At 72.3% G+C, this 12,110-nt stretch carries 11 protein-coding genes and 1 pseudogene; 9 read left to right on the top strand and 3 right to left on the bottom strand.

From position 1 onward, the window contains the following. Positions 1-29 precede the first annotated feature (29 nt). The 3 genes and pseudogenes from ACZ6TD_RS35355 to cobC form a co-directional block, all read left to right on the top strand. A pseudogene (locus ACZ6TD_RS35355) lies at positions 30-437 on the top strand (cobalamin biosynthesis protein); the annotation flags it as partial. Positions 438-575: 138 nt separating this feature from the next. Continuing rightward, complete coding sequence (locus ACZ6TD_RS35350; RefSeq protein ID WP_471344652.1) at positions 576-1,412, top strand: sirohydrochlorin chelatase; 837 nt, start codon at positions 576-578, stop codon at positions 1,410-1,412. Further along, positions 1,402-2,514 (top strand): Rv2231c family pyridoxal phosphate-dependent protein CobC, encoded by a 1,113-nt coding sequence (gene cobC, locus ACZ6TD_RS35345; protein WP_471344650.1) that lies wholly within the window; start codon positions 1,402-1,404, stop codon positions 2,512-2,514. Before ACZ6TD_RS35350 ends, cobC begins: the two co-directional genes overlap by 11 nt. Before the next feature lie 611 nt (positions 2,515-3,125). Here cobC and ACZ6TD_RS35340 read toward each other — a convergent pair. Together ACZ6TD_RS35340 and ACZ6TD_RS35335 are read right to left on the bottom strand one after the other, a co-directional pair. Continuing rightward, the gene (locus tag ACZ6TD_RS35340; protein WP_471358321.1) at positions 3,126-4,025 is read right to left on the bottom strand and encodes an SCO1860 family LAETG-anchored protein; all 900 of its coding nucleotides are present in this window, start codon (positions 4,023-4,025) and stop codon (positions 3,126-3,128) included. 258 nt (positions 4,026-4,283) lie between these two features. Beyond that, positions 4,284-5,393, bottom strand: coding sequence for an amidohydrolase family protein (locus tag ACZ6TD_RS35335; RefSeq protein WP_471344648.1), 1,110 nt, complete (start codon positions 5,391-5,393; stop codon positions 4,284-4,286). Positions 5,394-5,724: 331 nt separating this feature from the next. Here ACZ6TD_RS35335 and ACZ6TD_RS35330 point away from each other — a divergent pair, with 331 nt between their 5' ends. From ACZ6TD_RS35330 to thpD, 6 genes are all read left to right on the top strand, one after another. Then, the gene (locus ACZ6TD_RS35330) at positions 5,725-6,387 is read left to right on the top strand and encodes a SigE family RNA polymerase sigma factor (protein ID WP_471358319.1); all 663 of its coding nucleotides are present in this window, start codon (positions 5,725-5,727) and stop codon (positions 6,385-6,387) included. Next, positions 6,387-7,220 (top strand): hypothetical protein, encoded by an 834-nt coding sequence (locus tag ACZ6TD_RS35325; protein WP_471344647.1) that lies wholly within the window; start codon positions 6,387-6,389, stop codon positions 7,218-7,220. The genes ACZ6TD_RS35330 and ACZ6TD_RS35325 overlap by 1 nt, the downstream gene beginning before the upstream one ends. Positions 7,221-7,539: 319 nt before the next feature. Then, positions 7,540-8,100, top strand: a complete 561-nt coding sequence (ectA, locus tag ACZ6TD_RS35320; protein WP_471344645.1) for a diaminobutyrate acetyltransferase — start codon at positions 7,540-7,542, stop codon at positions 8,098-8,100. 74 nt (positions 8,101-8,174) lie between these two features. Beyond that, positions 8,175-9,437 (top strand): diaminobutyrate--2-oxoglutarate transaminase, encoded by a 1,263-nt coding sequence (gene ectB, locus ACZ6TD_RS35315; RefSeq protein ID WP_471344643.1) that lies wholly within the window; start codon positions 8,175-8,177, stop codon positions 9,435-9,437. A 40-nt stretch (positions 9,438-9,477) separates the two neighbouring features. Next, a complete protein-coding gene (locus ACZ6TD_RS35310; protein ID WP_137977423.1) occupies positions 9,478-9,882 on the top strand; it encodes an ectoine synthase in 405 nt (134 codons plus the stop codon). A 4-nt stretch (positions 9,883-9,886) separates the two neighbouring features. After that, on the top strand, positions 9,887-10,774 hold the full coding sequence (gene thpD, locus ACZ6TD_RS35305; RefSeq protein ID WP_471344642.1) for an ectoine hydroxylase: 888 nt from the start codon (positions 9,887-9,889) through the stop codon (positions 10,772-10,774). Positions 10,775-10,901: 127 nt separating this feature from the next. On the opposite strand, the gene ACZ6TD_RS35300 is transcribed toward thpD, so the two are convergent. Beyond that, positions 10,902-11,948, bottom strand: coding sequence for an aminotransferase class V-fold PLP-dependent enzyme (locus ACZ6TD_RS35300; RefSeq protein WP_471344640.1), 1,047 nt, complete (start codon positions 11,946-11,948; stop codon positions 10,902-10,904). Positions 11,949-12,110: the final 162 nt, after the last annotated feature.

Genomic DNA, 12,110 nt, shown 5'->3' with positions numbered 1-12,110 from the left:
CTGACGTGGAGGTCATCGGCCGGGGCACGGCATCTTTCCGGCCCGGGGCATCGCTTGTCGTCGGGGTCGGGGCCGGCCGGGGCGTATCCGCCGGCGAGGTGCTCGGGCTGGTCGAGGCCACCCTGGCCGAGGCGGGCCTTTCCCCGTGCGGCGTCGCCGAGTTGGCCACGGTCGAGGCCAAGGCCGGGGAGGCCGGACTGCTGACGGCGGCCGAACGGCTGGGGGTGACGCTGTGCGGATACCCCGCGGAGGCGCTGGCCGCGGTGGAGGTGCCGAACCCGTCCGCGGCGCCGCTCACCGCCGTGGGCACGGCCGGGGTCGCCGAGGCGGCCGCGCTGCTGGCCGCCGGTCCCGGTGGCGAACTGCTCGTCGCCAAGCGGAAGTCCACGCCGCACGGCCGCCCCGGGAAGGCCACCTGTGCCGTCGCTCGTCGCCCGGCGGCGGTCAAATCCGGGCAGGGCGGGCAGCGAAGACCTGCCGTCGACCGCCCCGACGCAGGTCAGTAACGTCTCGGGGCGGAGCAGCCCGCCCCCCGCTGACCGTGAGACCCGCACCACCTGCACCAAGGAGACCTCGTGACGACCCCGCCCGCCCTGCTCATCGCAGGCATCGGCACGCGAGACGAAAGGCATGCCGCCGCCTTCCAGGCATTCGTCAGGGAGTTGGCCGCACGCCACCCGGACCTGCCCGTGGCGGGTGGCCTCACCGGACCGGGCAGCCACCCGCTGTCCGACGCGGTCACCCGGCTCGTCGGGGAAGGGGTGACCCGCTTCGCGGTCGTCCCGATGACGCTGGTCCCGGCGGCTCCCCCGAGAGACGGCATCGCCGCCGCGCTGGCCCAGGAGGCGGAGCGGCACGCCGACGCCTCGTTCGCCTCCGCCCGGCCGCTCGGCCCGCACCGCACGCTGCTGAGCCTGCTGGAGCGGCGGCTCGACGAGGCGCTGGGCGATCGGCCCCGGCTGCCCTCGGACCGCGCGGAGACGACCGTGCTGCTGGTGGGCGACGGTTCACCGCTCCCCGAGGCCAACGCCGAGGTGCACCGCGCGGCCCGGCTGCTGTGGGAGGGCCGTGGCTTCGCGGGCGTCGAGGTGGCCTTCGCCTCGCTCGCCGCCCCGGATGTGGCCTCCGGCCTGGACCGCTGCGCCAAGCTGGGGGCGCGGCGGGTCGTGGTGCTGCCGTACTTCCTGTTCGAGGGTGACGCCCTGGAGCGGGTGCGGCAGCAAGCGGAGGGCTGGGGGCTCGCCTACCCCGAGGTCGAGGTGGTCTCGGCCGATGTCATCGGCCCGGCGCGGGAGTTGGCCGACCTGGTCATGGATCGCTACGAGGAGGTGGCCGACACCAGCGAGCGCGCCGGGTTCAGCGATGAGGCCCATGCCTTCGCGCATCCCGATGCCCACGCCGATGTCCGCTGAGCCGTCGGCGGACCTGCCCGCTGCCCCGCCCGACGACGGTGGGTCCGCCGGGTTCGATCTGCGGCATCACGGGGACGCGGAGGTGCGGGGTGCCGACGCCGCCCTGACGGACCTCGCGGTCAATGTCCGGGCCGGTACGCCTCCGGACTGGCTCAAGGCCCATATCGCCGCGTCCCTCGACGGGTTGGCCGCCTATCCGGACGGGCGGGCGGCACGGGAGGCGGTCGCCGCGCGCCATGGGCTTCCGGTCGGCCGGGTGCTGCTGACGGCGGGCGCCGCGGAGGCGTTCGTCCTGCTCGCCCGTGCCCTGCCGGCCCGACGGCCGGTGGTGGTGCATCCGCAGTTCACCGAGCCGGAGGCGGCGCTGCGGGATGCGGGGCACACGGTGGAGCGCGTGGTCCTCGATGAGCGGGGCGGCTTCCGGCTGTCCCCGGACGCCGTGCCGGAGGACGCCGATCTGGTGGTGATCGGCAACCCCACCAACCCCACATCCGTGCTGCACCCGGCCGACGCCGTGGCCGGGCTCGCCCGGCCGGGGCGGACACTGGTGGTGGACGAGGCGTTCATGGACGCCGTCCCGGGTGAGTCGGAGTCGCTGGCGGCCCGCACCGATGTGCCGGGGCTCGTGGTGCTGCGCAGCCTCACCAAGACCTGGGGCCTGGCGGGGCTGCGGATCGGCTACGTACTGGCGGAGCCGGACACCATCGCGGCGCTGGAGCGGGTCCAGCCGCTGTGGCCGGTGTCCAGCCCGGCCCTGGCGGCGGCCGAGGCGTGCTGCACCCCGTCCGCCCTCGCCGAGGCGGCCCGGGCCGCGGACCGTACGGCCGCCGACCGGGCCCATCTGGCCGACCGGCTGGCCGAGTTGGCGGAGTTGGCCGAGATGCGGGTGTGCGGCCCGGCGGCCGGGCCGTTTCTGCTGATCCGTGTGCCGGGCGCGGCGGCGGTCCGCACCCGGCTGCGCGAGCTGGGCTTCGCCGTCCGCCGCGGTGACACGTTCCCGGGCCTCGGCCCGGAGTGGCTCCGGCTCGCCGTCCGCGACCGCGCCACGACGGATCGCTTCGTCATCGCCTTGGCGAAGGCGATAGCGGACACGGCCGCCTGACCGCGCCGCCCGACCGCGCCCCGCGCGGCGTCGGCGCGAGGAGCGCGGAGCGCGATCAACTACGGCTCGCCCGTGCCCTCATGACCGGACCCTGCGCCCGAGCGCGCCCGGACGTCGGGCCGGGGTCGTGGGTGCCGGACCCGGGCCCGACGTCCGGGCCCGGCGCCCACGACCCGGCCCGACGTCCGGGCGCGCTCGGGCGCAGGGTCCGGCCCGGTGCCCACGACCCGGCCCGGTGCCCACGACCGGGGTCGGAGTCCGTCCCCCGGCCCGGCACTCGCACCCCGGCGCCGGCCCCGGACACCAGCGCCCAGGGCCGAAATCCGTCACCGGACCGGCACTCGCGCCCCGGTCCCTGGCCCCGGCACCCGCACCCCGGCGCCGGAATCCGTTGCCGGACCGGCGCCCGCGGCGCCGGGCCCGACGTCCGCGCCCATGCGCATCTGCCCATGCCCGACGTCCGCACCCATGCGCACAGCCGCCCCGGCCCTGGCACCCGCACCGGGTGGCGCGGGTGCCGGGTGGCGCCGGTGCCGGGTGGCGCCGGTGCCGGGTGGCGCCGGTGCCGGACTCAACGCAGTGGCGCCGGTGCCGGACCCAACGAACCAGCGTCAGGCGGCGTCGCCGCGGGTGGTGGCGGCTCGGCGGCGGCGGGCCAGGACGACGGCGCCGCCGCCCACGGCGAGCAGGAGGGCGCCACCGGCCACCAGGTACGGCGTGGCCGAGCTGCCGCCGGTCTCGGCCAGGTGCTCCGGCTTGGGCTCGGGCTTGGTCTGGGAGCCCACGCTCGGGCTGGGCTCGACCGCCGCGGCCACGGGCGACTCACAGGTCGCCCGGGCGAGGGTGACCTGCCCCTCGACCTCCGAGACGTTCAGCTTGAGCGGGTTCACGGAGACCTTCAGGTTGAGGGCCGTGGCCGCCGCCGTGCGCGAGGTGGTGGCCGTCCGCGACAGGTCGAGCCGGACCTGGCCGAGCGACGGCACATCGACGGTGGTGGTGCCGCTCGTGCGCAGGGTGACCTTCTGACCGAGCACACTGACGCTGCCGAGCAGGTTGGAGTGGGCGGTCGGCCGCTTCCCGACGGCACACACCGCCTTCGAGGTCACCTGCTCGACCGTGAGCAGCGGCACCGCGGCCAGGCCCGGGACATGGACCTGGGCGTTGACGAGGTTGGAGTACCCCTCGGCGCGCTGCTTGTCCGCCGCGGCCCGGGCGGTGGCCACATCGGCCCGCAGGACATTGAACGGCCGGCCCCCGTCCACGCCGTCCAAGGCCGCGCTGAGCGCCGTCTTACTGGCGGTCGCGGGCGCGTGCACATCGTTCAGCGCGACCGAGAGCGGAGCCCTGACGGTCTTGTTGAGCAGGGAGACATCGAGGTCGGTGCGGAGCACGACCGCACCCGCCTTACCGGTGGTCACACCGGTGTCGGCCTGCGCGGTCGCCGCGGGCAGCAGGCCCAGGACGGAGACCGCGGCAGCGGCAGTGGCGGCCGCCAGACGGCGGGTGGGCATGCCGAAGTAGGTGTTACTGGAACAGGACACGTGAGTTGACCCCCACAGGAGACATGGAGCCGCCGGCGCCTGCCGCGGGGGACTCCACGGGCGCCGACGGCCTCGACCACGCCATATTTGCGCACCGAGGGTAAACAGGCAGACACATGGTGTCCGTTCATCCCAATGGGTGTGGTTCGCCGCCCAGTTCGAACCACGTTCCCTTCAGGCACCCCCCGCCCCACCTGTCCCCCGCCCGTCTCAGCCCCGCCCGCCCCGTCAGCCGACCACCCGTCCCCGGAGCACCACCCGCCGCGGCGTCGTCAGCACCCGCACATCGGCGCACGGATCCGCGTCGTAGACGACGAGATCGGCGGAGGCGCCCTCGGTGAGCCCCGGCCGCCCGAGCCAGTCCCGCGCTCCCCAGGTCGCCGCCGAGAGCGCGTCCCGCACCGGGATGCCCGCCTTCACCAGCTCGGCGACCTCCTGCCCGACCAGCCCATGGGCCAGGCCGCCGCCCGCGTCCGTGCCGGTGTAGATCGGGATGCCCGCGTCGTAGGCCGCCCGTACGGTCTCGTACCGGCGCGCGTGCAACCGCCGCATATGGTCGGCCCAGCGGGGGAACTTCGCCTCGCCGCCCAGCGCCAGCCGGGGGAAGGTGGCGATGTTGACCAGGGTCGGGACGATCGCCACGCCCCGCTCGGCGAACAGCGGGATGGTCTCCTCGGTGAGCCCGGTGGCGTGCTCGACGCAGTCGATCCCCGCCTCGACCAGCGGGGCGAGGCTCTCCTCGGCGAAGCAGTGCGCCGTGACCCGCGCACCCAGCCGGTGCGCCTCCGCGATGGCCTCCTCGACCGCGCCGCGCGGCCAGCAGAACCCCAGGTCGCCGGTCTCCCGGTCGAGCCAGTCGCCGACCAGCTTGACCCAGCCGTCGCCGCGCCGCGCCTCCGCGGCCACATAGGCGACCAGGTCCTCGGGCTCGATCTCATGCGCGTAGTTGCGGATGTAGCGCTTGGTGCGGGCGATATGGCGACCCGCCCGGATGATGCGGGGCAGGTCCTCGCGGTCGTCGATCCAGCGGGTGTCGGCCGGCGATCCGGCGTCCCGCAGCAGCAGCGCCCCGGCGTCCCGGTCGGTCAGCGCCTGTTTCTCGCTCGTCGAGTCGTCCACCGCCCCATGGGCGTCGAGTCCGACATGGCAGTGGGCGTCGACGAGTCCGGGCAGCACCCAGCCCTCGATCAGCCGGATGTCCCTGGCCCCGGACGGCCGCTCGAAGGTGATCCTGCCGTCGACCACCCACAGCTCGTCCCTCACGTCCCCGGCAGCGTCGCCGGTGTCCGGTCCGACCAGGACCCGGCCCTTGATGTGGAGCACCGCGCTATCCCTCATGCAACGCACTGTACGAGACCGGAGCAGGGCGTTGACCGGCCAATTCCCATCAGCGGCAACGGCGCCACTCGAACAACACGCAGAGCGCTGCTACGCTCACGCAACCCACCGGACGAGCGGCAGTGAGGAGGTCCTCGTGAGCGCTCCCGCCGATGACCCGGCCGCCGCGGGCACCGCGCGAGCCGTACGGATGGACGCGACGCGCATGGCGGACACGCCACGGGATCCGGGGGACCCGGGGGACGTATTCCCGCAGGCGCCCGACGCACCGGAGGGCCCCGACGGCTTACCGGCCGACGCCTTATCCGCAAACGCGCTGCCGGCCGACGTCCTGTCCGCCGACGCCTTACCGGCCGACCCACAAGCCGAGTTCCGGGACTTCTTCGAGCGGCACCACGCCGAGCTGGCCCGCCTCGCCCATCTGCTGCTCGGCAGCTCCGACGGGGCGGACGACCTGGCGGCCGACGCGCTGGTGGCGGTCTGGCACCAGTGGGACCGGGTGCGGGCCGCCGACCACCCGGCCGCGTACGCCCGGGGCGTGGTGGCCAACCTGGCCCGTTCCCGGATCCGCAGCCTGGTGCGCGAGCGGCGCCGGGTGGCGCTCTTCTCCTCGCAGCGCCCCGACCGCGTGGACGACCCGGATGTGTCCGCCGTGGTGGATGTGCAGGCGGCGCTGGTCCGGCTGCCGTTCCGCAAGCGGGCGTGTGTGGTGCTGCGCCACGCCTTCGACCTCTCCGAGCGGGAGACGGCCCGTACGCTGGGCATTTCGGTGGGCACGGTCAAGAGTCAGACCTCACGCGGCATCGCCGAGCTGGAGCGGCTGCTCGGCCCTCCGGACGGGGAGGACGAACTGCCGACGGCGACCGAGGCAGAACGGACAGGGCGGACGGTACGAACGCTCCGCTCCGGAAACACCAGCCACACCGGCCACACAGGCCCAGCCCGCCACTCCGGTCACGTGGGCCACGCCGGGCACGCAGGAGGGGGCAGTTGATGATCGAGCATCGCGAGCGCCCCGAGGGCCGCGATGTCGTCGCCGAGCTGCGTACGGCCGCCGCCTCCCATGAGCCGGACCGGATCCGGATGCTGGCCCGGGTCACGGCGGGCATGGCGGCCGACGACCGGCGCCGCGCCCTGCGGACGAGCCCGCGCTGGACCCGGGTGGTGGGCCCGGTCGCCGGGCTGGCCGCGGCGGTGGCCGCGACGGGGATCGCGGTGGTGGCCACGGACGGTGCCGAGCGGCCGCAGACGGTGCGCACCTCGAGCGAGCCCGCCGCACCCCCGGCGGGCGCGGGCGCCGGTGCGGACAGCGCGAGCGCGGACGCGGACCGGCGGCCCGGGGACGAGCCGGACGCCGGGTCGCAAGGCGATGCTGAGCGGCACACGCCGAGCGCCTATCCCACCGCGGCGGGTCCAAACCACCTCGCCGAGCCGACCGTGCGGTCCAAGGGCGCCATCAACGCCCATTCCAATCCGTACTGGGCACAGAGCGACATCACGCTCACCATCGGGAGGCCGCTGACCTCGCTCACGGTTGAGCTGCGGGTCGCGGACACCGGGGGTGTGCGGTCCACCGGGTCCTGGAGCTCGCTGCCGACCGGCGATGTGACCACCGCCACCCATGTCGAGGACGGTGTGCTGGTCTACCGCTGGACGCTCCGGAAGGGGGCGACCGTGCCCGCGGGCCGGTATGTCTTCGCGGGGCAGTACAACCACGCCGAGGGCGACCGGGACACCGGCCGGGACGCGTACGCGGCCTCGGGCAACGGCGCCTCCGGGGCCTTCGCGGTGCGGGGCGACTTCCCTCAGTTCACCGTGGGAGATTGAATTCATGGCAGCGTGGCCAGAAATTCCCCGCGTTTTTCCGCTACTGCTTCCAGATTCGTCTTCCCGCTTTTGTGATTCCTAAACACAAAATTTTTCACGGGATCCCTATCCCGTAATTCAAGACAGTCACCACCCAGTTACGCACATGTGACAGACCCCACACGCGATGCGCTTTGCCCCAGTAACTCCCGCACAAATCACCGTCTTTCGGCGAGCGGCCGCGCGCACGCGCGCTCCCGCGTGATAACACATCGACCCTCCTCCGCGTAACCCCCCACCACGATGCATTTTCTGATTCTGCTGGGTAAATTGAATTTGCATGACCGCCGCACAAGCAGACCTTGTCCGTAGCGAATTGGATTTGCCGGAGGGCCTTACCCTCGACACCCCGCGCGTCGAGGACGGAGCCGCGATCTGGCGAATCGCTCGCGACTCCAAAGCCCTGGACCTCAACTCCTCCTACAGCTACCTCCTGTGGTGCCGCGACTTCGCCGCCACATCCGTAGTGGCGCGCGACGCCGACGGCGGACCGGTCGGCTTCATCACCGGCTATGTCCGCCCCGAGCGCCCCGAGACCCTGGTCGTCTGGCAGGTCGCCGTCGACCACGCCTGGCGAGGCCGCGGACTGGCCGCCACCCTGCTCGACGGGCTGGTCAAGCGGGTCACCGCGACGGGCGTCCGCGGCATCGAGACGACGATCACCCCGGACAACACCGCCTCGAACCGGCTGTTCACCTCGTTCGCCGAGCGGCACGAAGCCCCGCTCGAGCGTGAGGTGCTCTTCCACGGCGGTCTGTTCCCCGACGGTGCGCACGAGCCCGAGGTGCTCTACCGCATCGGTCCGCTCGGCCCGCTCGGGCCGCGCGCTGACCGGACCTGAACCCCGATCCCGGTTCACCCCCGATCCCTCACCCCCTCCTCACCCCCCTCACACCCCTCTCCCAGGAGAACGCTGTGACCATCACCCCGCCCGCCCTGAGCGTCTTCGAGGCCCTGGAGTCGGAGGTGCGCAGCTACTGCCGTGGCTGGCCCGCCGTCTTCGACCGTGCGCAGGGCAGCCACATGTACGACGAGGACGGCCACACCTACCTCGACTTCTTCGCCGGGGCCGGGTCGCTCAACTACGGCCACAACAACCCCGTGCTGAAACGGGCGCTGATCGACTACATCGAGCGTGACGGCGTCACCCACGGCCTGGACATGTCCACCACGGCCAAGCGCGCGTTCCTCGAGTCGTTCCAGAACAACGTCCTGCGGCCGCGCGACCTGCCCTACAAGGTCATGTTCCCGGGCCCGACCGGCACCAACGCCGTCGAGGCCGCGCTCAAACTGGCCCGTAAGGTCAAGGGCCGCGAGGCGATCGTCTCCTTCACCAACGCCTTCCACGGCATGTCGCTGGGGTCGCTGGCCGTGACCGGCAACGCCTTCAAGCGCGCCGGTGCGGGCATCCCGCTGGTCCACGGCACCCCGATGCCGTTCGACAACTACTTCGACGGCACGATCCCGGACTTCCTGTGGTTCGAGCGGCTGCTGGAGGACCAGGGCTCCGGCCTCAACCAGCCCGCCGCCGTGATCGTCGAGACCGTGCAGGGCGAGGGCGGCATCAACGTGGCCCGGCCCGAGTGGCTGCGCGCCCTGGCCGAACTGTGCGAGCGCCAGGACATGCTGCTGATCGTCGACGACATCCAGATGGGCTGCGGCCGTACCGGCGCCTTCTTCTCCTTCGAGGAAGCGGGCATCACCCCGGACATCGTGACCGTCTCCAAGTCCATCAGCGGCTACGGCCTGCCGATGTCGCTCACCCTCTTCAAGCCCGAGCTGGACATCTGGGAGCCCGGCGAGCACAACGGCACCTTCCGCGGCAACAACCCGGCGTTCGTCACCGCCGCCGCCACCCTGGACACCTACTGGGCGGACGGCCAGATGGAGAAGCAGACCCTCGCCCGCGGCGAGCAGGTCGAGCAGGCCCTGCGCGCCATCTGCGAGGAGCAGTCCGGCACCCACTTCCGCGGCCGTGGCCTGGTGTGGGGCCTGGAGTTCGAGGACAAGCCGCGCGCCTCGGCCGTCTGCAAGCGCGCCTTCGAACTCGGTCTGCTGGTCGAGACCTCCGGCCCCGAGAGCGAGGTCGTCAAGCTGCTGCCCGCGCTGACGATCTCCCCCGAAGACCTGGACGAGGGGCTGCGGACCCTCGCCCGCGCGGTCCGCGAGACCGCATAACCCTCCCGCACCGCAGAGAAGAGAGAGGCAAGAACTCACCGTGATCGTCCGATCCTTCAAGGACATCGAGGACACCGAGAGGCACATCAAGTCCAAGTCCGGCACCTGGGAGAGCAAGCGCATCGTGCTCGCCCGGGAGGGCGTCGGCTTCTCGCTCCACGAGACCATCCTCTACGCGGGTACCGAGACGTCGATGTGGTACGCCAACCACATCGAGGCGGTGCTGTGTGTCGAGGGTGAGGCCGAGCTCACCAACGACGAGACCGGTGAAAAGCACTGGATCACGCCCGGCACCATGTATCTGCTGGACGGGCACGAGAAGCACACCATGCGCCCCAAGACGGACTTCCGGTGCGTCTGTGTCTTCAACCCGCCGATCACCGGACGGGAGGACCATGATGAGAACGGCGTATACCCGCTGATCACCGAGACCGAGGAGGCATGATCCGATGACCACGGTCACTGACCTGTACCCGACCCGCGGGACCGTGGAGGTGGCCACACCACGCGTGGACCCGGTGGTGTGGTCCGAGCCCGGGGCTCCGGGACCGCTGCAACCGTCCGAGCTGAGCGATTTCGATCGCGACGGCTTCCTGGCGATCGACGAGCTGATCACTCCGGCTGAGGTGGCGGAGTACCGCACCGAACTGGAGCGGCTGATCGCCGACCCGGACGTGCGCGCCGACGAACGCTCGATCATCGAGCCGCAGTCGCAGGACGTACGGTCGGTGTTCGAGGTGCACCGGATCAGCGAGGTCTTCGCCAAGCTGGTGCGCGACCCGCGGGTCGTGGGCCGCGCCCGGCAGATCCTCGGCTCGGACGTGTACGTCCACCAGAGCCGGATCAACGTCAAGCCGGGCTTCGGCGCCTCGGGCTTCTACTGGCACTCGGACTTCGAGACCTGGCACGCCGAGGACGGGCTGCCGAACATGCGGACCGTGTCGGTCTCGATCGCGCTCACCGAGAACTACGCGTACAACGGCAGCCTGATGATCATGCCGGGGTCGCACCGCACCTTCCTGGGCTGCGCGGGCGCGACGCCGAAGGACAACTACAAGAAGTCGCTGCAGATGCAGGACGCGGGCACCCCGTCCGACGAGGCGCTCAGCGGCTTCGCCGACAAGCACGGCATCAAGCTGTTCACCGGGCAGCCCGGGTCGGCTGTCTGGTTCGACTGCAACTGCATGCACGGGTCCGGCGACAACATCACGCCGCACTCCCGCAGCAATGTGTTCATCGTGTTCAACAGCGTGGAGAACACGGCGGTCGAGCCGTTCGCCGCGCCGGTCCGCCGGCCGGAGTTCATCGGCGCGAGGGACTTCACGCCCGTGCGGTGATGACCGCCGTGCGATGACGTGACGTCCGTGATCTGAGGGAAGCCGGAGTGCCCCGGCTTCCCTCAGGTTTTTTGTCCCCGGCTTCCCTCGGGTTTTTGTGCCGCGAGTCCCCCGTACCGGGACCGGCTCAGCCGGACAGCTTCTCCAGCAGCCGGTCCACATCGGCCGCGGTGTTGTACAGGTGGAAGGAGGCGCGGAGGTTGCCGGCCCGCGCCGAGACATGCACGTCCGCCTCCGCCAGCCGGGACGCGGCGTCGCCCAGGCCCGGTACGGAGACGATGGCCGAGCCGGGGGCGGCCACGGGCCGGTGGCCGAGCGCGATGACCCCGGCCCGGAAGCGGTCGGCGAGCGCGCGGTCATGGGCGGCGATGGCCTCGGTGCCCAGCTCCTCGACCAGCGCGAGGGAGTGCCGGGCCGCGACGTACGCGTACACGCTCGGGCTCTCGTCGAAGCGCCGTGCGGAGTGGGCGAGTTCCTCCACCGGGCCGTAGCAGCTGTCCCAGGGCTTCTCGCCGGCGACCCAGCCCGCGAAGACGGGGCTGAGGTCGCCGAGGTCCTCGGGCACGGTCAGGAAGGCGGCCCCACGCGGGCACATCAGCCACTTGTAGGCCACGCAGACCGTGTAGTCGGCCTCGGCGGCGTTCACCGGGAACCAGCCGGCCGCCTGGCTGATGTCCACCAGCGTGCGGGCCCCGTGGGTCCGGGCGGCCTCCCGGATGGCGTCGAGGTCGGCGATCCGCCCGTCCGCCGACTGGACCGCGCTCACGGCCACCAGCGCCGTACCGGGCCGTACCGCCTCGGCGATCTCCTCCAGCGGCACGATGCGCAGCTTGAGGTCGCCGCGGACGGCGAAGGGGTTGACCAGGGAGCTGAAGTCGCCGTCGGCCACCAGGACTTCGGCCCCGGGCGGCAGCGAGGTCGCGATCATCCCCGCGTACACGGCGACCGAGCTGCCGGCCGCGACGCGCCGGGCCGGTACGCCGACGAGCCGGGCGTAGGCGGCACGGCTCGCCTCGACCGCCTCGAAGGACACGTCGACGATGGGCTGTCCGGCGGCCGAGCCGTCGAGGACCGCCTTCACGGCGGCTACGGAGCGTGCGGGGATCAGACCGCTGGACGCGGTGGTGAGATACGTCGTATGTGGCGCGAATTCGGCGCCCGCCAGGCTCTCCATGTCCATCCACTATGGGACGGGCTCACCCCGGCGTCTATCGCGTTTCCGTGTCGGATGCCTTCAAGTGATCCTTATACATACCCGCTGACCTGCGGCGATTCTCATGTAGCCACGGGCGTACGAACGCGGCCGCCGGGCCCACGGGTCAGATCCGCGGGTCCG

This window comes from Streptomyces yongxingensis (genome assembly GCF_055597465.1).
This window is presented reverse-complemented; position numbering and strand designations above follow the sequence as displayed.

Coding starts and splice junctions, on each gene's coding strand:
- ACZ6TD_RS35325 (WP_471344647.1), top strand. CDS start 6,387: ATGATCGAGCATCGCGAGCGCCCCGAGGGCCGCGATGTCGTCGCCGAG.
- thpD (WP_471344642.1), top strand. CDS start 9,887: ATGACCACGGTCACTGACCTGTACCCGACCCGCGGGACCGTGGAGGTG.
- ACZ6TD_RS35335 (WP_471344648.1), bottom strand. CDS start 5,393: ATGAGGGATAGCGCGGTGCTCCACATCAAGGGCCGGGTCCTGGTCGGA.
- ACZ6TD_RS35340 (WP_471358321.1), bottom strand. CDS start 4,025: ATGCCCACCCGCCGTCTGGCGGCCGCCACTGCCGCTGCCGCGGTCTCC.
- cobC (WP_471344650.1), top strand. CDS start 1,402: ATGTCCGCTGAGCCGTCGGCGGACCTGCCCGCTGCCCCGCCCGACGAC.
- ectA (WP_471344645.1), top strand. CDS start 7,540: ATGACCGCCGCACAAGCAGACCTTGTCCGTAGCGAATTGGATTTGCCG.
- ACZ6TD_RS35300 (WP_471344640.1), bottom strand. CDS start 11,948: ATGGAGAGCCTGGCGGGCGCCGAATTCGCGCCACATACGACGTATCTC.